This is a genomic window from Acidaminobacter sp. QWL-03 (assembly GCF_058683855.1).
Window position 1 is genome coordinate 890,463 of sequence record NZ_CM178752.1, and the last position, 24,128, is coordinate 914,590.

22 protein-coding genes and 1 riboswitch are annotated in these 24,128 nt (G+C 44.0%); of the genes, 8 read left to right on the forward strand and 14 right to left on the reverse strand.

Annotation, left to right across the window (positions count from 1 at the left end; translation table 11 throughout):
- Window positions 1-19 precede the first annotated feature (19 nt).
- The 6 genes from AC4PHM_RS04000 to AC4PHM_RS04025 all read right to left on the reverse strand — a co-directional run bounded on the left by AC4PHM_RS04000 (window position 20) and on the right by AC4PHM_RS04025 (window position 5,339).
- On the reverse strand, window positions 20-1,084 hold the full coding sequence (locus AC4PHM_RS04000) for an aminopeptidase P family protein (protein WP_492019612.1): 1,065 nt from the start codon (window positions 1,082-1,084) through the stop codon (window positions 20-22).
- Between the two features lie 297 nt (window positions 1,085-1,381).
- Window positions 1,382-1,786, reverse strand: coding sequence for a hypothetical protein (locus AC4PHM_RS04005; protein ID WP_291405498.1), 405 nt, complete (start codon window positions 1,784-1,786; stop codon window positions 1,382-1,384).
- Window positions 1,787-1,945: 159 nt separating this feature from the next.
- Entirely contained in the window at window positions 1,946-2,248 is a 303-nt protein-coding gene (locus tag AC4PHM_RS04010; protein ID WP_492019614.1) for a DUF5658 family protein, read from the reverse strand.
- Window positions 2,249-2,266: 18 nt separating this feature from the next.
- A riboswitch (cyclic di-GMP riboswitch) is annotated at window positions 2,267-2,349 on the reverse strand.
- A gap of 115 nt (window positions 2,350-2,464) precedes the next feature.
- Window positions 2,465-3,079: a PilW family protein gene (locus AC4PHM_RS04015; protein WP_492019615.1), complete on the reverse strand. Its 615-nt coding sequence runs from the start codon at window positions 3,077-3,079 to the stop codon at window positions 2,465-2,467.
- 54 nt (window positions 3,080-3,133) lie between these two features.
- Complete coding sequence (locus AC4PHM_RS04020; RefSeq protein ID WP_492019616.1) at window positions 3,134-4,150, reverse strand: Ig-like domain-containing protein; 1,017 nt, start codon at window positions 4,148-4,150, stop codon at window positions 3,134-3,136.
- A gap of 19 nt (window positions 4,151-4,169) precedes the next feature.
- A complete protein-coding gene (locus AC4PHM_RS04025) occupies window positions 4,170-5,339 on the reverse strand; it encodes a PilX N-terminal domain-containing pilus assembly protein (protein WP_492019617.1) in 1,170 nt (389 codons plus the stop codon).
- Between the two features lie 481 nt (window positions 5,340-5,820).
- On the opposite strand from AC4PHM_RS04025, the gene AC4PHM_RS04030 reads away from it, so the two are divergent.
- Complete coding sequence (locus AC4PHM_RS04030) at window positions 5,821-6,993, forward strand: MFS transporter (protein WP_492019618.1); 1,173 nt, start codon at window positions 5,821-5,823, stop codon at window positions 6,991-6,993.
- 111 nt (window positions 6,994-7,104) lie between these two features.
- On the opposite strand, the gene AC4PHM_RS04035 is transcribed toward AC4PHM_RS04030, so the two are convergent.
- The 5 genes from AC4PHM_RS04035 to AC4PHM_RS04055 all read right to left on the reverse strand — a co-directional run bounded on the left by AC4PHM_RS04035 (window position 7,105) and on the right by AC4PHM_RS04055 (window position 11,709).
- On the reverse strand, window positions 7,105-7,572 hold the full coding sequence (locus AC4PHM_RS04035; protein ID WP_492019619.1) for a hypothetical protein: 468 nt from the start codon (window positions 7,570-7,572) through the stop codon (window positions 7,105-7,107).
- A gap of 34 nt (window positions 7,573-7,606) precedes the next feature.
- Window positions 7,607-8,476, reverse strand: a complete 870-nt coding sequence (locus AC4PHM_RS04040; protein ID WP_492019620.1) for a hypothetical protein — start codon at window positions 8,474-8,476, stop codon at window positions 7,607-7,609.
- 147 nt (window positions 8,477-8,623) lie between these two features.
- On the reverse strand, window positions 8,624-8,929 hold the full coding sequence (locus tag AC4PHM_RS04045; protein ID WP_492019621.1) for a hypothetical protein: 306 nt from the start codon (window positions 8,927-8,929) through the stop codon (window positions 8,624-8,626).
- A gap of 332 nt (window positions 8,930-9,261) precedes the next feature.
- A complete protein-coding gene (gene gdhA, locus AC4PHM_RS04050) occupies window positions 9,262-10,599 on the reverse strand; it encodes an NADP-specific glutamate dehydrogenase (protein WP_492019622.1) in 1,338 nt (445 codons plus the stop codon).
- 303 nt (window positions 10,600-10,902) lie between these two features.
- On the reverse strand, window positions 10,903-11,709 hold the full coding sequence (locus AC4PHM_RS04055; protein ID WP_492019623.1) for a MerR family transcriptional regulator: 807 nt from the start codon (window positions 11,707-11,709) through the stop codon (window positions 10,903-10,905).
- Window positions 11,710-11,898: 189 nt separating this feature from the next.
- Between AC4PHM_RS04055 and AC4PHM_RS04060 the strand changes: the two genes are divergently transcribed.
- Both AC4PHM_RS04060 and AC4PHM_RS04065 read left to right on the forward strand, forming a co-directional pair.
- Window positions 11,899-12,510: a YitT family protein gene (locus AC4PHM_RS04060; protein ID WP_492019624.1), complete on the forward strand. Its 612-nt coding sequence runs from the start codon at window positions 11,899-11,901 to the stop codon at window positions 12,508-12,510.
- Window positions 12,511-12,854: 344 nt separating this feature from the next.
- Window positions 12,855-13,877 (forward strand): DUF362 domain-containing protein, encoded by a 1,023-nt coding sequence (locus tag AC4PHM_RS04065; RefSeq protein WP_492019625.1) that lies wholly within the window; start codon window positions 12,855-12,857, stop codon window positions 13,875-13,877.
- Window positions 13,878-13,976: 99 nt separating this feature from the next.
- Here AC4PHM_RS04065 and AC4PHM_RS04070 read toward each other — a convergent pair whose 3' ends face one another.
- The 3 genes from AC4PHM_RS04070 to AC4PHM_RS04080 form a co-directional block, all read right to left on the reverse strand.
- Window positions 13,977-15,065, reverse strand: coding sequence for an ImmA/IrrE family metallo-endopeptidase (locus AC4PHM_RS04070; protein WP_492019626.1), 1,089 nt, complete (start codon window positions 15,063-15,065; stop codon window positions 13,977-13,979).
- 27 nt (window positions 15,066-15,092) lie between these two features.
- Window positions 15,093-15,371: a type II toxin-antitoxin system RelE/ParE family toxin gene (locus AC4PHM_RS04075; protein WP_492019627.1), complete on the reverse strand. Its 279-nt coding sequence runs from the start codon at window positions 15,369-15,371 to the stop codon at window positions 15,093-15,095.
- Between the two features lie 280 nt (window positions 15,372-15,651).
- Window positions 15,652-16,449, reverse strand: a complete 798-nt coding sequence (locus tag AC4PHM_RS04080; RefSeq protein WP_492019628.1) for a magnesium chelatase domain-containing protein — start codon at window positions 16,447-16,449, stop codon at window positions 15,652-15,654.
- A gap of 257 nt (window positions 16,450-16,706) precedes the next feature.
- On the opposite strand from AC4PHM_RS04080, the gene AC4PHM_RS04085 reads away from it, so the two are divergent.
- The 5 genes from AC4PHM_RS04085 to AC4PHM_RS04105 all read left to right on the forward strand — a co-directional run bounded on the left by AC4PHM_RS04085 (window position 16,707) and on the right by AC4PHM_RS04105 (window position 24,128).
- Window positions 16,707-17,744, forward strand: a complete 1,038-nt coding sequence (locus AC4PHM_RS04085) for an HD-GYP domain-containing protein (RefSeq protein ID WP_492019629.1) — start codon at window positions 16,707-16,709, stop codon at window positions 17,742-17,744.
- A gap of 70 nt (window positions 17,745-17,814) precedes the next feature.
- Window positions 17,815-18,291 carry a hypothetical protein gene (locus AC4PHM_RS04090; RefSeq protein WP_492019630.1) on the forward strand — a complete coding sequence of 159 codons (477 nt, stop codon included), beginning with the start codon at window positions 17,815-17,817 and terminating at the stop codon, window positions 18,289-18,291.
- 26 nt (window positions 18,292-18,317) lie between these two features.
- Window positions 18,318-19,388 carry a cobalamin B12-binding domain-containing protein gene (locus tag AC4PHM_RS04095; protein WP_492019631.1) on the forward strand — a complete coding sequence of 357 codons (1,071 nt, stop codon included), beginning with the start codon at window positions 18,318-18,320 and terminating at the stop codon, window positions 19,386-19,388.
- A 33-nt stretch (window positions 19,389-19,421) separates the two neighbouring features.
- The gene (locus tag AC4PHM_RS04100; protein WP_492019632.1) at window positions 19,422-20,459 is read left to right on the forward strand and encodes a diguanylate cyclase domain-containing protein; all 1,038 of its coding nucleotides are present in this window, start codon (window positions 19,422-19,424) and stop codon (window positions 20,457-20,459) included.
- Window positions 20,460-21,518: 1,059 nt separating this feature from the next.
- Window positions 21,519-24,128: a cation-translocating P-type ATPase gene (locus tag AC4PHM_RS04105; RefSeq protein ID WP_492019633.1), complete on the forward strand. Its 2,610-nt coding sequence runs from the start codon at window positions 21,519-21,521 to the stop codon at window positions 24,126-24,128.

Consider the following 24,128-nt stretch of genomic DNA (forward strand, 5'->3'; position numbering starts at 1 on the left):
CATTTCCCCTTCTGAAAAATTAAAGTTCCATCAACTGCTTTGGCGAATGACTCAAGACCACGCAGCCGTCTTTTTTCACAACGACCAGGTCCTCGATTCTGACACCGCCGAAGCCAGGAATGTAAATTCCCGGCTCATCTGTCACCACCATGTTCTCCAGCAGCGTTTTCGTGCCGGTTGGCGACAGTCTTGGTTCTTCGTGAATTTCGAGTCCCACCCCGTGGCCGAGGCCGTGACCGAAATATTCTCCATATCCCCTAGATGATATTACATCTCGTGCTATTTTGTCAACGTTTATGCCGTTAATCCCTTCACGAATTGCATCCAAAGCTTTCTCCTGGGCTTCCAGGACTGTGCTGTAGATTTCCTTTTGCTTGTCAGAGGCTTTGCCGACCACCACAGTTCTGGTCATGTCTGAGCAGTAGCCTTCGTAGACACAGCCAAAGTCCAGCGTGAGAAAATCCCCGTCCTCTATAAGCTTGTCCGAGGCGACGCCGTGTGGCATTGCCGATCTCAGCCCCGATGCCGCAATGGTCTCAAAGGACAGGCCGCTGGCACCCAGTTTCTTCATATAAATTTCGAGCTCCAGTGCCACTTCACGCTCAGAAACCCCAGGCCGGATGTAGCCTGTGATGTGCTCAAAAGCCTTATCTGCGATCTCGGCTGCTTTCGCGATCTTCTCGATCTCCCAGTCTTCTTTTACAAGCCTCAGTGCCTCAATTTCCGCGCCTGCGGGGATCAAGGTGACCTCCGGCAGTTTGTCTGACAGATTTTTGTAAAACTGATAAGTCACATAGTTATCTTCAAAGGCCAATTTTTGGATGCCAGCTTCCTTCAAAACGGCTTCAAGGGGCCGCTCTGCATTGTGGAGCTGGACTTCAAAGTCAGGGCATTGCGCTTTGGCTTGCTCTGTATATCTGAAATCCGTGATGAACCACTGGGTCTTCGGAAGAATTAGAACGTATCCGCTGGTGCCGGTAAACCCTGAAAAATAGCGGCGGTTTTCAGGCTTAAAAGACAGGAGTGCATCTGCGTTCAGAGTTTCCAAAAGCTTTCGCGTGCTGTTTAAAAGAAGATTAGACAAGGACATCACCTGCTTTGTGAGATTTTTGTTTTTCGACAGAGTTGTCGTTTGTTTTAATGCCATCCCTATCATATCACATTTTTTATATGGGTAGTATAGTTTGGTGACGCGGACAGGATTTGAATTGGTGACGCGGACAAAAATTGATTTAGTGACGCGGACAGGTTTTGAATTGGTGCCAGACACTCACTACAATTCAGACACAATTCATAAGTTACGTCCGTCCCAATGGTTCAAAAAAACATGCCGATGGTCTGGAAATGACCATCGGCATCAGAAGCTTTGCTCTCTCAAAAATCACTCCACTGTCAAATCAAACACAATCTCGCTGACGTCATAACTGGTTTGATCCGGATCATAATCCTCAATCCGGACAATCAGCGGGTCCCCAACCTTCAAGGCACTGACCATCTCGCTCATCTCACCCAATCTCAATTTTCTCGATTCCTTGAGCGGATCACTGATCCCGGAAATGTTGCTGTTATCATACCTGATAATGTGGTCCGCTTTGACAGACTTAATGAAATAACGCTCGCTCGCCATGGGAGAAATTTCAAAGATGGTCTCCCCTTGGCCCTGCTCAATGGACACAATCTGACCGACATAATAAACACGCTGACTGTTCAGCAGAAAAAAATTCATCACCAAAAACAGCAAATTCGCAATCAGCATAGCAAAGAGCAGAAATTTTCTTTTTTTCATGAGACAATCCCTTTCTTAGTGCTGCAGATTTTTAAACGTGCAGTTGCTGCCTTTCACCAATTACATCCCGTAAATACCCAATACACTGAGGAATCCCCCAAAAACAAAAAGACTGCCGATGATCAAAGCATCCGCAGTCTTATAACATTCAGCTCAAGATCAAAACAACAGACTCCGGTGATACAGCACCACTGACGAATACGCCACGAACGGCACCCAGGCCAGCGTCACCAAGGACCGCCCAATCTTATGACGCAGCTGCCACAGGAGCAGCAGCAAAAGCGGCACGAGAAGCAGCTTCACCAGCGGAAATTCGAAAGTCCCCACCATGGGCGCCAAAAACGGATTGGCCTCCTTGAAACCCCGTTCCAGCGCTTCAAGAGTCATCAGGTAGTCCACCTTATTAAACGCCGCAATCCCAATCAACTGCAGCCACAGTAAACGCTCCATAGATTTTGGCATAACCTCATCCCCAAACTTGAAATGATCAGCCGGTTACGCCACTGGATCCCTGCAGCCAAAGCGTCCAAATGCAGCTGCAGCTCAACTCCTCTGAAGGCCTATTGATACCCGGAATCACAGTGTTGGAATCTGTTCATTGAGAATGAATATCATTAAATAACCCTTAAAAACCTGCCGATGGTCACTTCACTCACCATCGGCAGCATTTTTTTATCTTTATTTATATCGAATCGCGTTATCGCTCCCGGCGGTACTGACTTCAAGATTCTGGATGAGCACATCCGTGGAAGTCTCATAATCCTGATCCCTGTACACGCCCTCGAGGGTGACCGTCAGTATAAAATTCCCGCCGCTGGCACTGAGGGTAAACACCGGACCGCTGCTAAACAACAGCCCCTGCAGCCGCTCTGAGGCGCCGGCACTGGATTTGAATTTGAGGGCATTGCCCTCAGCGTAAATATATTTGTACCCGTCCGTTACCGTGGACGGCACTTCGCTGACGGGAATCACCTGAAATTCGCTCGCGTAGCGAACCTCATTCTTGACGGTTTCCATCACGATCCGAATGTCCGACTGGATGTTGAACTGCGCGCTGCCCGTTCCAAAGGACCGGTATCCGAAGAATAAAAACGAAAAACAGACCGTCAGGACGATTCCCAGGATGCCCATGGCCACCAGCAGCTCAATCAGGGTCAGACCTGCGGTGTTTTTGACAGACGGTGTGACAGGCGGGGTCAATTGGCGCAGCCGCTGACCTACTATATCGTTTTTTTCAACAGGCGGGGTCAGACCTGCATTACTAAAACCCGCACCATTTCTTTTATTGTCCATCCCTTGCTGCCTCCTTCCCGCTTCTGATTTTTGGCTGAACCTCACCTGCAAGACCTAAGTCGTCGGATCCGCCAGAATATAAGGCGATCCCGCGCTCCCCGTCCCCGAGGTAATCATCAGGTCCGGATTCAATGAGGTACCCAGCTTTAGTCCTCTGACAGCATTTTTGGAGTTCACTTCATCGAAGCTGCCGTTACTTTTGATATAAACGACAATCGGCTTACTTTCCTTATCATCATCCCGCTTCGTCTTGGTCCAGTAATCAATGCCGCTCATGGATCGCAGCGCGTCTGTCCAGACGCCGCCCTCCAGCTCGCCTTTGCTCGGCATAGCGTTGTCGTAGCTCCAAGACTGGCCCATCAGAGGCGCGCTCAGAGACATCACCCGGCCGTTTTCTCCGGTCAGTTTGATGTAATCTACGCCGCCATAGCGCACATACTGCCCGCCTTTGACATAGGCCAGCGTCACCTTGTTTACAATGCGCACGAGGCAGGTTCTCGTATCTGAGCCGTTTGTCGCTGTGATCGTCGCGGTGCCAACGCTGTTTCCCGTGATGCGCCCCGTGGTATCAACCGAGGCCACCGACGGCAAGCTGGAGGTCCAGGTAACCGGCTTATTCGCCTCCAGCTGATAATAAGTCCCGACCATGATCTCCAGCTCATTGGCATAGATCTCAAGGGTCAGACCTGCAGAATTGGTATGGGTGTTCGAAAACACGGAGCCCACAGGGACAAAGCTCTTGAGACTCACGATCTTCCCGTTTTCGTAAGTCGACTGCTCCGTCACGAGCGCACCGCTGACCGTCACGGTCCGACCGCCTATTGCGAGGCTGAAGATGTCTGTGGTGGCGGTGGTGCCGCTGGCAATGGCCGCTTCCACCTTTTTTTCCGTGCTGTAAATGGCATCCGACCGCCTCCCCGCAGAAAAGATATGGGCATACGTCGAAGAAAAAACCGTCAAAAACGAAACTGCCATGATGCCGATGATTGCCAGAGCCACAATCATCTCTATTAAAGTAAACCCCTGGGTGTTTTTCAATCTGTTTTTCTTTCTATTCATTTCCCTGATCATCCCATCCTCCCCTTTCGCCTTAGTCCGACCATGGGCCGGCCTTAAAGCCCAGAGGTGGCAAACTGATGTCCAGCGGATTGATCAGCGCCGCCTTATCCTTGTCGTAGTAAACCTCCGCGTTGGAGGCGACCTTAACCGTGTCGGAAATAATCGCGCCGGTATACACCAGGTTGGCGGTGACGTCGATCACCGCATGGATGCCCATTATATAGCCGTTAAAGATCGAATTCCCAGTCTTGAGCTCAATATAGCCCTTGGATCCGCTCGGGTTGTCTGTGGCATTGTAATCCCCAATATAGACAATCAGACTTTCCGGCGTATTGTCATTGAACCCTCTGAACCGCACCTCGTCCCGAACGTAAAGCAGCAGCCGGCCACTGCCGATGATCCTGAAAGTGCCATCGACCACCATATTGCTGACGACCAGTTTTTTGACGCCATTGGGGTCAGACCCGGTATCAATGACAAGGGTCCCGCGGCTCTTAATAGAGATGTTGTCGTATTCCAAAGCCAGCTGTTCCTCCGTCATGGTGAGTGTATCGTTGTTCTCCACTGACAGATCCCCAGGGATCATGGGCACATCCGGCACCAAAGGATCCGCCGGCGGCGTGTCAGGAAATTCATTTTCCGGATACTCCAGCTCCCCCTCACGGACTATGCCGTCAATGACCTCGGTATTGTTGCCCATGAAGATGGTCTCTCCATACTGGACGTCGCCGCCATAGACCTTGGCGCCGCTCCACAGCGTCAGGCTTCGGTGGGCGTAAATCGCATTGTCAAACAGGCCCCGCTGCTCCACCAGCAGGCTGACCTTCTGGCTGACGTTCCTGTAAGTTCCGACAGAGCTCAGTCTGAGGTGGTGAGTATTCTCCGCAGCGGTGCTCAGTGTGTAGCTGCCCCCGAGAAAGTCGCTTTCCGAAGCGGTGACCCCGCCCTTGAGAACGGTGACATAATCATTAAGCTGCTGATCTGTCAATCCGCCCGGATTTTTGATGATATAGGTTGCGAGGGCATCCACACTGGAGTGGGCTATGTAATAAGCCTGCGCCTTGTTGTGCTGATGACTGACAAATTTCGTTTCGCTGAGCGAAATGCTGAGCATGGCCACGCCCAGGACGGACAGCACCGCGAACACCATGATGGCGGTGACCAGTGCGCTGCCTTTTTGACCTGATAGCTTAGAGTGCATAAATTCACCTCGTGTGAAATTTTATCGCTGCAAAGTTCGATTAAATTTGCTGCTGAGACAATAGAGGTCAAAAATAATACTGGAAAAAGCCGCTGAACTTCGCAGACCCTGCGCGCCTTCTTATTGCAAGAAAAAAAGTGGTCTGAGACCACCTTAATCATAACATAATAAAGTTGTAAGTCATCAAAAAATGAAGCAAAATTGTGCAAATTTCGATTATATTCGACAAAGCATTTCAAATAAACCAAACCAAGGCGTGAATTATTGCTGGCACGACTCTCACAATTTCTCTCTTCTCTTTTTGCGCCGATGCTCTCTCCACCCACCATGGAAACTGGGTGTCTGACACCCAGTTACACGCAACATTCACCCCTGAATATGCTATACTGACTCTAAGCCATAACAAGCCTGAACCAGCCCCTTTGAACCCATTAAATCCAACCCAGCCGCCAACTCCATACGACATTTTCAGGAGCACATCATGCCGCGAGAACCCCTCTGGACCCGAAACTTCATCACCATTTCCATAGTCTTTTTTCTGGTCGCCCTGGTCTTCTACCTTCTCATGGTGACCATGGCCTCTTACGCCGCCACTGACTTCAATGTCAGCGAAAGCATGGCGGGCCTCGTCACGGGCATTTTCATCATAGGCGCCCTGACCGGCAGGATCTTCACCAGCAAACTCATGTCACAAATTGGCAGCAGACGCACCTTGCTGATGGGCCTTGCCCTTTTCACCATGGGTTCAGGACTTTATTTCTTCGCAGTTAATATCCCGCTGCTGCTCGTCATTCGCTTTTTCCACGGCATGTCTACAGGAGTCACACTCAACGCCTCCGCGACCCTGGTCGCCCTTATGATCCCCTTCGCCAGACGCGCCGAAGGCATTGGTTACTTCAGCACGGCCTCCGTCCTCTCGACGGCCCTCGGGCCGTTTCTCGGCATCTTTCTGCTGGAAAAAGCCGGCCTCCATTTCATATTTGGCTTCTGCTTCGCCCTCAGCCTCATCAGCTTCACCTTATCCCTCAGGCTCAGCGCGCCCGCAGCGGACACCGCTTCCAGTTCAACCCGAAGAGGCTTCAGACTCTCCGACACCTTTGAAATCACGGCGCTCCCCATCTCAATAATCATTATGTTGCTTGGCTTCTCCTATTCCAGCATCTTGTCCTTTATTACCCTCTACGCCAAAGCCGTGGACCTCGTCTGGGCCGCCAGCTTTTATTTCGTCGTGTACGCCATCACCATCATCCTCACCCGGCCCTTCACCGGCCGTCTAAGGGACCAGAGAGGCGCCAACCGGGTCGCTTACCCCACCCTCCTGGCTTATCTCGCCGGCATGGTCCTGCTGAGCCAGTCCCGCCATGGAATCACACTCCTCCTCGCCGCCGCCATTATAGGTCTTGGATACGGCAACTTCAATTCCGTCGCCCAAACCCTCTCCATCAGCAGAGTTCCAATCGCACGCATCTCCGTTGCCACGACCACGTATTTCATTTTCCTGGAGCTGGGCCTCGGCCTCGGTCCATACCTCCTCGGCACTCTGATCTCGCTGACCGGTTACCGCGTCATGTATCTGAGCATGTCAGGCGTCATTGTGGCTGCGGCGGTGCTCTATCATCTGTTTTACGGAAGGCATGAGCAGCGGCGAAAATAAGTTGGTTCGGCAGAGGTCATTATAGTAAATCCAAAAAACCAAAAACGTCTGCCGATGGTCACTTAACCCACCATCAGCAGACGTTTTATATTCGGTTCCAGTCAAGTTTATCTAATCCTCATTCTTAATCACAAAAAACAACGGCTCCTTTTGAATAATCTCAAGACTCGTCTCAAACATCACATTGCCGGTGTCGAGTTCTTCAATTGTTAAATGTAATTCAAAGGATTCCGTCTTAATGTCATGATCAGGATCCACCGTCCAGATAATTTTGTGTTCATTCATCATCACGTCGCTACCCAGAACCTCAATGCGTCCCATCCCAATGGTGCTGTTTTGCCACTTGAGGAAAGTACCCTCTTCTGCGATCCAGTGGTAAATGTAATTTTTATTACTAAGTTCCCGGTTAAAGACCGCAATCAGCGGAATTCCAGGCGTTGAGGACATATAGGGTGAATATTCAATGAGTTCCGATTTGATAGTCAGTCTATTTTCAGTCGCGGAACAACTTTGGAGGGGTAGAACCATGCATATTATTAAGAAAATTGTTTTGAAAGTGATAATGTTCTTTTTTGTCACCTTGTCCAACTCCCTCTCAATTATAAAGCCAACTTCATTCTGCGCTAATGATGTTCAATAAAATAAATTCATTTAATTTAACATAATCTACATAGAAGAAAAGTTCATATTGACCAAGTTCATTAAATCTCGCTTCTATGCGATAGTGTCCCAAAAATGTAGATCCAGAATCATAAGTCTCCACAGGTCTAGCTGCTAAAATTTCGCCTTTCGAGATTTTAAAATCTTTAGCTTGGAGATTTTCAATAGGCACACCCAGCGAATTGACAATAATAACTTCGAATTCAAAGGGTACACCAGCTGTAATCACAGAATTATATGGCATATCTATAATAGAACTTAACTCTGCCGATGGTAGACTCAAATCCGGACAAACAACTATTATCCGGTCTCTAACTAATGTTTTATTAGCGAATAATTGCAATTCATAACACCCTGGTTTTTCAAAACTAGCTGTTATGAGATAGTAAGAGGAGAAATAGTCTGGATTATATTCAATAACTTGTAATACATCACCTGCTGTTAGTACAAAATCATCAGCTGTCAAATTTTGAATTGCTTGACCTTCAGAATTCTTAATTTCGGCTCGTAGTACAAAAATATTAGATAACGGCTCTGGGACATAAGGAAGTACATTTGTACTCTCCTGAACGACCATGCAATACAATGGATTAGGAATGGACTTATCAACGACTGTTAATACTATAGCGTCATTTATCAATACTCGGCTAACATAAACTTGGAACAACTGCATGCCTGGCTCAGTTATTCTCACGTTTATGTAATAGTGTCCATCTAAATTTGGCTGACTTATAGATAATATTTCTCCAGCAGTGATATAAAAATCATCTGGTTCTAGATTTGTAACAGCGTTCAGGTCAGAATTTTTAAGGATGATTCTCAATTCGAAGATTTCATCCAGAACAATTGGTTTGTTGACATCATTCGCAAATAGAATCTGACAATTTAATGGGTTAGGGATCCCATCCACATCTGATGGATCGAATGCAGTTATGCTATTTAGTTTAGTGTCAATCCCAATAATACCGTTTTAGATTTCGTCCAGTCCTAAGAAAGTTTTGTCAAACTTATTCTCAATATTTATACCTATATTGTTTATTGATGACTTTAGTCCATTAAGCTCGGAATTAATCAGACTGAAGTCGCTGGAATATCCACTCAGTTTTGTATCAATTATTGAAAGGTTGGATGCAAGTTCAATTAACTTATTGTAAATATCATCAAGCGTATAAGAATCTCCAGTCACAGGCTTAGCTGAGTATCCAACCCCTGTCAGCACTATCAATGAAAATGTCACTAATAACGTTGCTATAAAATAACGTCTTTTCTTTTTCATTCTGCATCCTCCTCGTATAATGATGTTTAAGTTAATCATTGTAAAGTTATCGGTTCGAGTAGCTTGTTTACTGTGCGATCAAGGTTAACTTGTATCATATTTATACCACTTTGTTTACATAACATTCTGTCTGATTTTGTCGAAAGTAACAGTTATTGCTCATTGGCCCTCATTATCAGATTTCCTAATTCCAATTGAATCTACAATTCATTTGAATTTCAGATAATTAAAAGATCCGACAGCTCTAACTGACAAAAAAACAGCCTCGAGTTTAACTTAATTGCTCGAGACTGTTTTATCTAAAATTATTCACTTTATATTACTTACTGCCATCAATAATCCCCTTGCAGCATCATAGCCTCCGCTACCCTTAAAAAGCTTACAATATTCGCGCCAGCCACAAGATCATGGCCAAAGCCGTACTTTCTGGAAGCAGCCAGGCAATCCTTGTAAATGTTGTTCATGATCACCTTCAGGATCGCGTCCACTTCCTCAAAGGTCATACTCTGTCGTATGGAATTCTGGGTCATTTCCACCGCAGAAATCGCCACACCGCCTGCATTGCTGGCCTTCGCCGGCGTCAGCAGGACGCCCTCGTCCATCAGGAATTTCATGGCATCATAAGTTGACGGCATATTGGCGCCCTCACAGACGGCCAAGACCCCATTGGTCACCAGCTTCTCCGCGCTTGCCAGATCAATATCATTCTGCGTCGCACACGGAAACGCAATGTCACACTTGAGATTCCAGATTGTCCTGAGACCTTCGACGAACTCTGCCTTTGGATGATCCGCCAAGTATTCCTTGATCCGCCCGTGGCGGACTTCCTTCAGCTCAATCATGGCAGGAACGTCAATGCCCTCCGGATCGTAGACATAGCCGCTGGAATCGCTCATTGCCAGCACCTTGATGCCAAACTCGGTCGCTTTCACCGCCGTATACAAAGCCACGTTGCCAGAGCCGGAAATGACCGCCGTTTTGCCCGCCAGCTCAATATTGTTCTCCTCAAACATGGCCTTTGTGAAATACAGAAGCCCGAATCCCGTCGCTTCCTTTCGGCCATGGGAACCGCCATAAATAATGTGTTTCCCGGTCAGGACGCCGCTCTCATGTGCCCCGGTGAGTCGCCGGTACTGGCCAAACAGATACCCAATTTCCCTTGAGCCCACACCTATGTCCCCGGCAGGCACGTCGATATCCGGCCCAATATGTCTGTAGAGCTCGCTCATAAAGCTCTGGCAAAAGCGCATGATCTCCGCGTCGCTCTTACCTTTCGGATCAAAATCCGAGCCGCCCTTGGCACCGCCTAATGGCCGTCCTGTCAGGGCATTCTTGAAGGTCTGTTCAAAACCCAGGAATTTCAGGATACTGAGATTAACAGTCGGATGGAACCTTAATCCGCCTTTGTACGGCCCTCTGGCCCCATTGAATTGAATTCGGAAGCCTCTGTTGACAATGAGTTCCCCTTTGTCGTTGACCCACGGCACCCTGAAAATGATGGTCCTCTCAGGTTCTGCCATCCGCTCAAGGATATTGGCTTTTTCAAACTCCGGGTGTTGCTTGATGACAGGCGCCAAAGAGGTAAAGACTTCTTCAACGGCCTGGATAAATTCCGGTTCGTTTGCGTTTCTGGCTTTGATGTTTTCAATGGCTTTTTCCAGATACATCATAGCAATCCCTCCTAAACGGATATTCATACATCGACAAACCAATTGATTGCGCTGGTTAAATTAAAATGGTTGGCCATGAAAATATTGGAATTGGTTAATTTAATGCTTAACAATGTTTCGCTATAAAGTGATTTTCAAGCATCTTATTGAGGGTTTTTACCCGTGACATAAATAATTATTCATATATTTGTAACTAAGGTTTTTCAGGAGTTTTGAATTTGACTCCCGGAAAAGGAAAAGCTGCCGATGGTCATGTTCATCCATCCGCAGCCTTATCTTCATTTTCCTGTACCTGGCAGCACCTTAGTCAGCCACTCTGATTTGAATTTCAGTCAAAAATTCCTCTTGCTGAACAGTATAACGATTGTCAATATGGTACAGCTCAAATGGGTCGCCCAGCACGTCACTCCCCCGCGTCTTCGCGAAATTCAAGATCTTCCGGATCTGATCCGAACTTTGCGCATACGTTCCGCGGTAATAGACGCTGAGATATCGTCCTGCCGGAAGCAAAAAATCGAAGTTGTCAGTTTCATTTTCCAAAATAATAAATACGGAATTAAACACCCCGTTGATGCCCTTATAAAAGTCTTCCATGGATGGCACAGCTCCAATAGTCAAGTTGCCCAGCTCACGAAGCGTGGGTTCATGCTTCATGTGGAGTTTGTTGATGGCAAAATCAGTTTCCTCATCTCTGGTAATCTCAGCGTTGAGTCGCAGGCAGAATCTGTCTGAGTAAGTTCTGACGACATATTCTCCAACCTTTGCTGAAGACAAAACGTTTAACATTTCTACGCGGGAGTGAAGAGCTGCTTTGGCAGCCCGAAGGGTTTCCATTTGTATTTCAATAAGTGCCTGTTCTGCCTGAATCAACGCCATAGAATTTGAGATACATTGATCATCCAAATAGGCCTTGATCTGCTTAAAAGAAAAATCGAGACTTCGGAGGTCCCGAATGATATTCAATTTAAAGATTTCTTTTAAGCTGTAAAGACGGTAGCCATTGCTATCCCGCTTAGGATCCAAGATCCCTAGCTTTTCATAATATCTCAGTGAATCAACGCCAATCCTGTAGAGCTTTGAAATCTCATTAATCTTATAATAATCTTTCAATGGCTGGATCACCTCTTTTTTAAAACTTGAGAACTTTACTTGACCCTAGTATTATACCAGGGTTTACACTTAGGATGTGATACAAATTGTTTTTGTCAAAAAGAGAGGTTAACCTAAATGACAACGCTTCATAACAAATCTTACTCAGTTAATAAATCATACGGCAACTTATTCACCCCGAGGAAACTGTTGGTCATTATAATGGGGACGGCGTTGCTGTCCTTTGGTTTGTATAACGTCCATCGGCAGGCTTCACTGACTGAAGGTGGCGTGCTGGGGTTGATTTTGCTGCTTGACCACTGGTTTGGATTCACACCTGCCCTTGTGTCTCCCGTGCTCGACGCTTTGTGCTACGCCTTGGCGTTTAAACCCCTGGGCAAAGACTTCCTCAAGATATCAGCGGTTTCGACGGTCAGCCTTGGAGCATTCTTTTTTTTGTGGACGCAGTTTCCGCCGCTGCTGCCGAACCTCACGGTAATGCCTCTGCTGGCGTCGATGCTTGGAGGCATCTTTGTCGGGGTCGGTGCGGGTCTGGTGATTCGCCAGGGCGGCACCACAGGCGGGGATGACGCTTTGGCGCTGGCACTCTCAAAGCTCACAGGCTGCCGCATTTCCCTCGCTTACCTGGCGACAGATTTGACAGTGCTGCTGCTTTCACTGACCTATATTCCGTTTGAACGTATTGGTTTTTCAATAGTGACGGTTGTGATCTCATCTTTGCTGATTGATTTTGTCAAGAATTTTTCCGGCAAGAAATCAAACAAAGAAAACACCGTTGATTTTCCAGCAAAGGAGGTATGACGTCTTGAACAAACCATGACTGAAGTCACGGGTGTGCGCGGTTATTTAATCAAGTTGAATAACGCAGCATGGATGCAGTTCTGAGCAGATCATAAAATCCCAGCTCAAAAACTGAAAGCTGCCGATGGTCGTTTGTGGAACTGATGACCATCAGCAGCTTTCTTTTCATTTTTGATCTTCATTTTGACTATCATAAATTAATGACGAACCCTGATCCAAGTCCTTCCGCATTCCTTCCCAAATGTTGTATAATTAGACAAAGCTTTTAGTAAGCCCGATAGAGAAATCGTCATTACTACATACATCAAAAAAATTTGTTAAATGAGCGAGCGAGGGGATCCAACATGAGCAAAGTCTACTACATAAAAAACGAAAGCCTCAGCGACGAGCTGCTGGGCGCTGATGCACTGAAGCTGCTTAAGACAGTGGTCGCGGAGTCCGGGCATACCTTTGAAAAGGAAGTCCCGCTTAAAGTGCATTTCGGAGAAAAAGGCAATACGACTTTTCTGTCTGCCAAATGCTACGAGCCAACCATACAATATCTGAAAGAGATGGGTGTCTTCCCTTCCTACATAGAAACCAACGTCCTCTACAGAGGTTCTCGGACCACCACGGATAAGCACCTGGAAACTGCGAAAGCCCACGGATTCTCTCAGATTCCAATAATTATTGCGGATGGCGACCTCGGAACGGATTATGATGAGATTGACATCCCGGGAGAGTATATAAAAAAGTGTAAAATTGGAAAAGCCTATGGCAAATTTAATCAATTTATAGTCATGAGCCATTTCAAGGGCCACATTCAAGCGGGATTCGGGGGCGCGCTGAAGCAGCTGGCCATGGGGTTCGCGGCCAGAAGCGGCAAACTTGAGCAGCATGCCGGAATCGCGCCGACTGTTTCAGCAAAAAAATGTATTTCCTGTGAAATGTGTATCGAAAAATGCGATTTTGACGCCATTGAAATGATCACTACTGCTTTGATTGATCCAGACAAATGTGTGGGCTGCGCAGGCTGCATTGCCGTCTGCCCGGAAGGCGCCATCCGAAATTCCTGGTCGGGCTCCAACTTTCTGGAGAAGCTGGCTGAGTACGCTCTTGGAGCAGCCAAAGACAAGGACATCCTCTACATCTCCTTCATCTGCAACGTTACTGAAGAGTGCGACTGCACCGGCATCCAAATGAAACCCATTGCAGATAATATTGGTGTTCTCGCCTCCAAAGATCCCGTGGCACTCGATACCGCCTGCCTGGATCTGCTTCAGCAGCGCAGCCGCAAGAAACTCTTTGAGAATGGCCGAGTGTCATTGAAGCATGCGGAGAAGATTGGGCTGGGGACTATGGCGTATGAATTAATTTCGTTGGATTAGGAAAAGATCAAAAATGATAAAGCTGGCCGATGGTTATTATAATCCACCATCGGCCAGCTTTTTTATCTGTGTAGTTAATTTCAACGAAATAATTTCAAATTATTCATCCTCACTGTTGTTCCACTCATACTTAACCTTCAAATGGTTCAACTGATAGTATCCAATTTTGTGATCATGCTGCAGTCTTCCTACAATGATCCCAGGATGAATCTCTATCATTGCTGCAAAAGTCATAACGTTTTTGTCTGAAAAATCCTCTAATGCAATGAATTTCAAGTAGTCATTTTCAGGAATTAGCAAATTAGACGAAAAGCGGTCTGCCTCAGCTTCTAATTCATCTTTAAAATCGACGTCATCATATTGGATGAATGTATGATCCTTCTCATGTAGTATTAAGTGTCCAATTTCATGAAAAAAACTGAACCAAAATTTATCTGCATCCTTCCCTCTTATTGATAGGATAATTATGGGTTTTGTCTTATTTGCCCAAATTGTTGATGCATGAGCATAGGTATTTTTTATGTGAGGCAGGAAAACCAGAGCGACGCCACATTCACTCAATAATTTGATTAATTCAGTTTGGAAGTCAGAAGGCTCCTGATTGACTAAAGAGCGCAACTCAGGCAGTCTAGCTGTCAATAATCGTTTGTTGTAGGGTGGTGTTGAAATCTTTCGTCCTTCTAGATAACCCTTTTGGATCCAGGCCGATAAAGCATATTCAGAAGCTTTTCCGTGGTCTACCTTCCTGAAAACAGCCTCAAATGGATTGAGATTTTTAATACTTTCAAGCGTCGCTACGCCATAATAACTTCTTAATTCCTCAACGCGTTCAACAGCATTTCGAGTTTTTTTTACCCATTTCTTATTTGCCAGTTCAGAGTATGGAAATGACTTGGACAGGTTAATCTCTGACTCTAGCTTGCTTATTTGATCAATTCTAGCCAAATCCTCTTGATAAAGGGCCTCTAGATTGTTCCAAAATCGAGCAGGGACGCCTAAGACACTCTCTAATTTCAATGCAGTTGGATGGGTTAACGCAACTTTGCCATTAATGAGCTGGCTAATGAATTTCGTACTACAGTCCATTCGCTCAGCAAATTCTACTTGGCTCATGTTTCGATCTTCCAACATTTCTTTTATAGTTTCGCCTGGAGGGATCGCAATAATTTTATTTATTTTAGTTTCCATGGTAGTCTTTAACCTCCAAAAGGTTGACTATTCTATTTCATAACGTCCATCTTCATTCTTTTCAGGTTCAACAATTAATCTAAACGGCTGCTCCAGATCAAGTGCATATTTGCCCTGAAGATCACCTTTTAATGCATGGCATCTTCCTATTCCAAGATTGACCATCTCATCCAATGACTCAGCAGCTTTTAATTCTCGAATACGCCGATGAAGGATATTAGCGCAATTTTGCCCATAAGATCTAATAGCTCTTGAATAGTCGTTGCATTCCTTCTCAAGTGATTTCTTTTTGTATTGAATGAGCAAACCATCACCTCTAGATTTGTTTACCAATTTGGTAAATATGTATCTAGATTATATATCATCAACATAGTCAAATCAAGTCGTTGATCATTTTTTTGTGCCTATTATAATTCAAACTTCATTTTCCCGTATCTGGTAGAGCCAGTGAAGATAATGAAGTTACTTTTCGTGAAAGCAAGCAATATCAGTCTTGACAAAATAATTACACGTTGGTGTTCCGAAAAACGAGGCGATAGGCGATAGGCGCTAGCTGCAGGTAAGGGACCCAGATCCGTCCCACCGCCTATAATGCGTTGGCGGAGGCATTGTAATGCACGCTCCTGAAGGGTCGCCTCACAGCGTCATCCTGGCTTCGGGCCGCCCCTGCCACACTGTGGGTGGCCATGACTTCAAGTGTCTCATCTTCATTCATGTCCGGGAGAATAGTTTCGATACGCTTCGAAATCATGGACTTACCGCAGCCTGCCAGTCCGACGAGCAGCAAATTATGCCCCCCTGCCGCGGCAGCCACCACAAATTTAATCAGATGATCCTGGCCTCTGACCTGGCTGAAGTCAAGGGTTGAAACGGCAGGAGGCTTAGTCGCCGCCGCGTATTTCGACGTGTAGCGCATACGTCCTTCAAACCATTCCATGAGGTTGTGGATGTTGTCAAACCCAAAGCATTGAATGCCATGAACCTTGACCGCCTCAGCCATGCAGACATTTGGCAGCACCGCAAATCTGATGCCGTTCTGCCTCGCCTGAATCAGCATAGGCAGCATGCCGCTGAAGTTCTCCAGATCGCCGCACAAGCTGATCCCACTAAAGAAGACCGTATCCTCCAGGTTAACGTGATCAGTACTGATTTCTCCGCATTCAACGGCAAGGCTCAGAAACATGGGCAGATCCAGGTACCCCCCGCTCTTCTGCACATCTTGTGGCAGCATGTTGAAGACGATCCTTCCCTTGGGAAAACGCATATCCATGGTGTTGAAGCAGGCTTCAATCCTGTCTCTGGACTCTTTAATGGCCTTGTCCGCAAGACCAATGATGCTCATGGTGGGTACGCCTTTGAGAATCCTTGCTTCGACTTTGATCACAAACCCAAGTCAAAAACAAAGACAAGTTGCCGATGGTCATTCCCCTCCATTGGCAGCCTTGTGTTTTAATTTATGTTTCAATTTTCAACTTTATTTGACGTTGACATTCCAAAAAATGTGACAAGGTGCGGGTGGTCGAAAGTCAAGCCCGTCAGTATCAAGTTTACAATATTGTAATTTTCATTTTTGTAATAATAATATATAATAGTGAAAACTAAACACGTTAAGTATACTAATAATTTTTAAGAGGAGTACAAATGAGCGAATATGTCTATGACATAAAAAACAAAAAAAATAGTTATAAAAAGTATGCATATATATTGGCTACTTATTTATCGTCAATATTTATTGCCTACCTTGTATTTACTTTTGGAGGGACAAAGACTGTTTTTCCAAGTTTTATGTTCATTCCCATCGTATTCTTATCGACATTCCATAGTAGGAATTTTGGCGCTTTGCTTGCTCTATTTTGCGGTATTCTTCTCGGACCCTTAATGCCACTAAGTACTAGTGACATGATCATGCAAGAAACATTCAATTGGGTAGTAAGAATTGTAATTTATATTTTCATCGCGATTGTAGTGGGACAATACTCGGACAAATATAAGAACTTTATGAATAAAATGATTGAGAAAGACAAAGAAATCGTTGAGTCAAGACTAGCAACGATTTATTCACTTGTTAAGCTTGCTGAAATGCGTGATGATGATACCGGTGCACACATAGTTAGGGTTTCAAAGTTTAGTAGATTGATTGCAGAAAAGATGAAATCTAATGAAAAGTACAAAGAATTTTTAAGTGATACAAATATTGATGACTTGGCTAAAGCAGCCCCGCTTCATGATATTGGTAAAGTTGGTATACCTGATTATATTTTAAGTAAGCCAGGAAAGCTTACTGATGAAGAGTTTGATATAATGAAAAAACACACAACCATTGGTGCAAGTACTTTAAATGAAGTCCGAAAGAAATTTCCAGATAACAATTTTATTATTTTAGGTGCTAAAATAGCTTTAACGCATCATGAAAAGTGGGATGGTACAGGGTATCCCAACGGACTCGTGGGTGAAGAAATACCACTTTCGGGGAGAATTATGGCCATTGCAGATGTGTATGATGCTCTTAGATCTAAACGTGCCTATAAGCCTCCCTATTCACATATGGAAACCATTGAAATAATTAAAAGTAATTCAGGAAAACATTTTGATCCTGAGATCGTTGAAATTTTTCTGAAAAACGAAGCAGAATTTGATTTCATATATAAATATACCACCTATCAAGATTTCGAATACTAACAATTATCAGATCATTATTAATGACATCATAGGACCTTCATTTTTTTGATCTAGCGGAAGGATGAAAACATTGTCGGACATTCAAGTTCTCAAAATAGAATTAGAAAGCGATTTGATGAGTCGATTTAACATGGCATTAGCCTTAAAAAATGAAAATCAAAATACTGTATTGAATGAGCTTATTTCGCAATACATAGTATTTGCCTTCAAAAGTGAAGCATCAAAAATTATGTGCAAAACAGATCACTCCTATCAAAATTTAAATTCAAACTGCTTTCATTTTAAGTCAAAAAAGAACAATATTGGCCAGACTGATCAAATTAGAGCCTATATCACCGAAATCCTGAATAAGGCAAAGGAGGAAGGTTTTGAGAGCTTTGACGTGCAATCAGGTGATATACATAGAGAAATGGGTTTACTAAATCGAATGCCATCTGTATGTGCTGCGATGGAGTCTCTACATAATTATTCAAATTATGAAGTGATATATGATACACAAAGCAAAAGAAGTTCTACTCGAGTGTTTAGATATCGGTTAAACAAATAAATGTGATCGCTATAGGAGCAAAGACTATGAGTTTATTAATAAATTATAACGACCCAAAGTTTATTGAAATTACAAAAATTATTTTTGAAAGTCATTTTTTGAAAGATCCAAAGCTGCATTCAGAACTTGATGATCGAAGAAAAAAATTAATGTATGATGATGTTGTCTATAATTTAAGTTTTTTGTTCACAGCTGTTTATTTTAGGGATCAGAAGATTTTTACAGACTATGCAGTTTGGATATTTAAACTATTATGTAATATCATGAAAGATTTCGATCGAACCAGGATCATGCAAATGATGGTAGATCATTACGCCATTATGTCAGACTCAATTAGCAATCAACTTATTGGCCTATTAAGCGACCAGGAAATTCATCTATCAACTGAGTATTTAGAAAGTGCAATTAATACTACTAAAAATGCTGTCTTATATGTTCCGGAATCAACTGATTTTGATAAAGGCAGCTATGCACGATTAAGAAATAACTATCTTGAATCACTACTGTTAAACAATACCCGAGATGCATATGCGATCATTAACGAGGCATATAAATCAGGTGTTCCAATTATTGATATCTATGAAGAGGTTCTAACTTATGTCATGCATGAAATTGGTGAATTATGGCATAAAAACATCATTTCTGTTGATAAAGAGCATTTTGCTACTTCAGTTACTCAAACCGTAATGGGCCAATTTTATGAAACTATTTTTTCACAACCGCGTAAACAAAAAACGTTGGTTGCATGCGCAATTGGAAGTGAACTTCATGAAATCGGAATCCGCATGTTATCAGACATGTTTGAATATCACGGTTGGGATTCTTATTATCTTGGTGCAGCACTGCCTGTTGAATCCATTTTAAAATCAATTGATGAACATAAACCCAACTTGATTGCCTTATCCGTTACAATGCCTCCATATCTTAAGGTTTGTGAGACAATAGTAATGGAAATTAGAAACAAGTATCCTGAAGTCAAAATTGCAGTGGGGGGTCAAGCATTTCTTAGAACTGACTCACTTTGGGAAAAAATGAATATTGATTTTTACTCCCCATCAGCAATAGAATTAGTAAAGTGGTCAGAAAAGAATATATAGGTGTCGATTCCACACTACTTTAAGGAGAAACTCATGAATAATCAGCTTCACTCATTTCTGATACAATGCGATAGGAAGTTGAACATAGTAACCCGATATTGGAATCGCCCACTACATTCAATTTCTCCTTATCAAAAAAATCTATTAAACCTTTTTGAAGAGAAGTTTGAACATGAAATCGTAGCTGCTGTAGCTGAGTCGTTTAATAATAAAGATATTGTCTTTAGCCAAAACACATGGACTTTTAAAAATCCCCGGATTGAGCTGTCTGTGTGTCTTTTAGCATTAGACAATAATCTTCTCGTTCACGGCATTGAATCATTTTGCAGTGATACTGATCAGAAGAAAGAGATTTTGAATGTGATTTTATTTGATTTTATGAATGTGATCAAAGAGTCAAATAAACTGATTCTATCAGAAAATGAACAAACGGTTAGGAATCAGTTTGAACAAATCCAAAAGTTGAACAACGAACTTTTAAATGTTCAGCGGGATCTTAGAAAAGCGAATATTCAAATGAATCAACTCAATAAGGAATTAAACAACAGATTAGTCAAAGATGCTCTGACGGGATTAGTAAGCAGGTATCAATATCGACAAGAAATTGAGCATCTTATTAACGTTGATCCTCATCATTTAGGTGTATTTTTATTTATAGATATTGATGATTTCAAGGTAATAAATGATACTCACGGCCACAGAACTGGTGATCTATATTTAATCTCTTTTGCAGAAAGATTGAAAACACTTAAATTCGAATCATTTATTGCAATGCGGATCTCCGGTGATGAGTTTGGCGTTTATATTCATAGCTACAGACAAATTTCACAAAATGAGATAGCAAGAATATGGAATGAATTTAAATCTTCTGTTCTTAACAAGCCAATTGAAATTGAGAATTCTGTTTTAGACTTAGGCTGCAGTGTCGGCATGGCCATTTACGGTAAGGATACTACTGAAGTGTATGACTTAATTGAATATGCTGACTTTGCAATGTATCAGGCCAAAAACAACGGTAAAAATACTTTTTCAGTCTTTGATATAGATGAATACAGATTAAGAAAAAAGTAGCAGCTATCGTTTAAGTAAAGGATGAAATCAGTGAAAGAATTAAGTGGAGTTCGGTCAATCTCTTATTCAGCAATTTCTATTTGTTTATGTATGGCATCTCTTCTCTTATTCAGAGGATCTGTTAGTCTTATCTCAGCAGTGACCATTCCATTAATAATAGCCACATTGTCAATTAGGTTGCACCTGCGTTATGATCTTCTAATTGCAGCTGGTCTATCTATAATAACGGGATTGTTTTTTACAACGCAGCTCATCTTTGTCATAACCTACTTATTAATGGGACTTTTAATCCAATTGATTTTTCGTTTAAAGACATCTAATGTGATTTCACTCTGGATGGTGCGTTTATTATATGTAATGTCTACTGGGATTCTGCTCTATCTGGGAATTCGACTGACTGAAGCGATATTTTATATTCCGCTTCACGAAATGATGCTCAGAATGTCAAATGGCAACGTGGGCGTATATAGTTTAATAATCCTTGCGGAAGCACTATTCGTGAGCGTCATACATTTTGTTTTCATACAGGTTATTAGAAAACGGATCCCACTTCAAACTTATTAATAGATAAATATTTAAATCGCATAACCGCATATACATCTCCTCTCTAAAAGAAAACAGCCTCCGGTGATCATAAAGGGAGCATATCAAATCAACGGAGGTCGTTCAATTTACATTATATACAATTTCATCATCTTCACGGTTTCTACCTGGCGTTTTCGATAGCGACATAAAAGATAATGAAGTTGCTTTTGTTAGAGCAATGTCATTGCAGACTTCTCAACTTTATTTAACGTTAGACTTGCGAAAAACGTGCAAGTTAGATGTTAGAGGCCCATCTTGACGCCAACTGCAGCCAATTATAAAATATACTTGGCACAATAAGTAAAGTTATGGTATGATATTCATGCATTCTGAGGGAGTAACTACCTTTACGGACCTGCTATCGTCATTACAGTGAAAACTCGGTAGCGGTAATACATTTATGTATTCTGTGAGACTCAAGAGCCAAAGGGCTTTTTGGGTCTCTTTTTTATTACAAAAAATGGAGGAATCAGTATGAACAAATTTTATCAATTGCCTTATAAGGAAGTAATGAATGAGGTACAAACACGGATCACGGGACTCAGCCAGACAGAAGTCGAAAGACAAAGAGAAATTTATGGCCTTAATCAACTGGAAGAGGCAAGAAAAATATCCCCTGTCAAAGTGTTCTTCTCACAGTTTAAAGATTTCTTGGTGTTGATTCTGATCATAGCCTCAGTAATTTCTGCATTGATGGGAAAATTCGAAAGCACCATCGTCATCATCTTTGTTCTGTTATTGAATGCTTTGCTTGGAACTTTTCAGCATATAAAAGCGGAGCAGGCAATCAAAAGTTTGAAATCGTTATCCACGCCGACTTCGAGAGTAATGCGCGATGGCAGAGTTGTCGAGCTACCTTCTTCAGAAATTGTCGTAGGCGATATAATGGTCATCGAAGCCGGAGACTTTATCGCCGCGGATGCACGACTCATAGAAAGTAATAGTCTTCAGATCATTGAAAGCGCATTGACAGGTGAATCTGTCAGCGTTGATAAGCTTTCTGAACCAATCGCTGAAGATGAAGTGGCGATTGGCGATCAAAGAAATATGGTATTCATGAGCAGCCACGTTACCTACGGACGTGGAAAAGCAGTCGTTACTGGCGTCGGTGCCTCAACGGAAATTGGTAGAATTGCGGACCTCTTGAATTCTGCGAAAGAGAAAGCGACACCACTTCAGGAAAACCTCGACCGGTTCGGAAAGCGTCTTGCACTGATCATTCTGCTGATTTCCGCGTTTATGTTTGCAATGAGCTTGTATAGAGGAACACCAATCATGGACGCTCTGATGTTCGCCATCTCATTAGCGGTAGCGGCGATCCCGGAAGCGCTCAGCTCAATTGTGACGATCGTCTTGTCGCTCGGAACGCGAAAGCTGGCTGATGAAAATGCCATCATCAGAAAATTGCACTCTGTGGAAAGTCTCGGCAGTATATCGATCATCTGCTCAGATAAGACGGGAACACTGACACAAAATAAAATGACCGTGCAAAAGATCTTTGTCGACAATAAAATCACCGATGTTGAGGACATTCGAGCGGACGACAAGCTGCATATCAAGCTGCTGACTGCCGGATTGCTTTGCAGCGATGCGATTACTTCGGAGGACAAGACCATCGGCGATCCCACAGAAATCGCCCTGGTAGATCTGGGTGAGCGTCTGCATATGGATGAACTGATTATTCGCGACAGAATCCCGCGTATTTCCGAGCTGCCCTTTGATAGTGACCGCAAGCTGATGACCACGCTTCAGGAAATCGACGGCCGACGTGTCGTGTTTACTAAAGGGGCGATGGATGTCCTCCTCACGAGATCGACGCATGTTGAGACCTCGGATGGGATTCGAGCTATCACCCCTGAGGATATTGACCTCTACAAAAGAGTTAACAACGATCTATCGAGCCAAGGATTACGGGTGCTGGCTTTTGCATGGAGAGAAATCGACGCAGATTCGCTTTCCTTCTCACATGAAGACCACTTGACGTTGTTCTCTTTGGTCGCGATGATGGATCCGCCCCGAGTCGAGTCTGCTGACGCGGTTAAAAGCTGTCGCGCCGCAGGGATCAAGCCTGTCATGATCACGGGCGACCATAAAATCACGGCATCGGCAATCGCAGCCCAAATCGGCATCCTTCAGGAGGGTGATATGGCGGTTGAAGGCTCTGAAATCGAACATCTTTCTGAAAATGAGCTGATTGCTTTGGTCCCAAAAGTCAGTGTTTACGCGCGCGTATCGCCGGAGCACAAGATCAGAATCGTCAGCGCATGGCAATCTCTGGGTCACATTGTCGCAATGACGGGAGATGGCGTCAATGATGCGCCAGCGCTTAAGCGTGCCGATGTAGGCATCGCCATGGGCATCACCGGAACTGAAGTTGCCAAGGACGCAGCAAGTATGGTGCTCACAGACGATAATTTCTCAACCATAGTAAAGTCCATAAGAAACGGCCGCAGCATCTACATGAATATCAAAAACGCCATCAAATTTCTCTTATCCGGAAATACAGCCGGCATCCTCGCTGTTCTCTATGCATCTGTGACGGGCTTATTAGTCCCATTTTCACCAGTGCACCTATTATTTATTAACCTGTTGACGGACAGCTTACCAGCGATTGCCATAGGTCTTGAGCCCGCACACGGCGAGCTCATGAAAGACAAGCCAAGAGATGCCGGAAAGCCCATCCTCGACAGAGCTTTCGCAGCTTCAGTGCTCACGGAGGGCACCATCATCGCGGCAGTCACCATGATTGCCTACACGATTGGCTTGAATTCAAGCGGACACGGTGAAGCAATGACCATGGCTTTCGCAACGCTGAGTCTGTCACGACTCGTTCATGGCCTAAATTGTCGAACTGAAGCACCGCTTACTTTTAATACGATCTTTAAAAATCCTTCGATCTTCCTCGCGCAGCTCCTTGGCGTGCTCCTCTTGTCCGCCGTTTTATTCATCGAACCTCTTCACGTTACTTTTGAAGTCACCCCATTGACGCAGGAACAGTACACTTTGATAGCAGGTTTATCTCTTATTCCTTTAGTGCTTATTCAGATTTACAAGCGCATTGTTCAGATCGTTAAACATGGATGA

What these genes read in the sequence shown, in the direction of transcription:
- AC4PHM_RS04030 (WP_492019618.1), top strand. Translation starts at nt 5,821, where the DNA reads ATGCCGCGAGAACCCCTCTGGACCCGAAACTTCATCACCATTTCCATA.
- AC4PHM_RS04095 (WP_492019631.1), top strand. Translation starts at nt 18,318, where the DNA reads ATGAGTTTATTAATAAATTATAACGACCCAAAGTTTATTGAAATTACA.
- AC4PHM_RS04005 (WP_291405498.1), bottom strand. Translation starts at nt 1,786, where the DNA reads ATGAAAAAAAGAAAATTTCTGCTCTTTGCTATGCTGATTGCGAATTTG.
- AC4PHM_RS04010 (WP_492019614.1), bottom strand. Translation starts at nt 2,248, where the DNA reads ATGCCAAAATCTATGGAGCGTTTACTGTGGCTGCAGTTGATTGGGATT.
- AC4PHM_RS04065 (WP_492019625.1), top strand. Translation starts at nt 12,855, where the DNA reads ATGAGCAAAGTCTACTACATAAAAAACGAAAGCCTCAGCGACGAGCTG.
- AC4PHM_RS04025 (WP_492019617.1), bottom strand. Translation starts at nt 5,339, where the DNA reads ATGCACTCTAAGCTATCAGGTCAAAAAGGCAGCGCACTGGTCACCGCC.
- AC4PHM_RS04085 (WP_492019629.1), top strand. Translation starts at nt 16,707, where the DNA reads ATGAGCGAATATGTCTATGACATAAAAAACAAAAAAAATAGTTATAAA.
- AC4PHM_RS04100 (WP_492019632.1), top strand. Translation starts at nt 19,422, where the DNA reads ATGAATAATCAGCTTCACTCATTTCTGATACAATGCGATAGGAAGTTG.
- AC4PHM_RS04045 (WP_492019621.1), bottom strand. Translation starts at nt 8,929, where the DNA reads ATGAAAAAGAAAAGACGTTATTTTATAGCAACGTTATTAGTGACATTT.
- gdhA (WP_492019622.1), bottom strand. Translation starts at nt 10,599, where the DNA reads ATGATGTATCTGGAAAAAGCCATTGAAAACATCAAAGCCAGAAACGCA.
- AC4PHM_RS04070 (WP_492019626.1), bottom strand. Translation starts at nt 15,065, where the DNA reads ATGGAAACTAAAATAAATAAAATTATTGCGATCCCTCCAGGCGAAACT.
- AC4PHM_RS04020 (WP_492019616.1), bottom strand. Translation starts at nt 4,150, where the DNA reads ATGATCAGGGAAATGAATAGAAAGAAAAACAGATTGAAAAACACCCAG.
- AC4PHM_RS04015 (WP_492019615.1), bottom strand. Translation starts at nt 3,079, where the DNA reads ATGGACAATAAAAGAAATGGTGCGGGTTTTAGTAATGCAGGTCTGACC.
- AC4PHM_RS04105 (WP_492019633.1), top strand. Translation starts at nt 21,519, where the DNA reads ATGAACAAATTTTATCAATTGCCTTATAAGGAAGTAATGAATGAGGTA.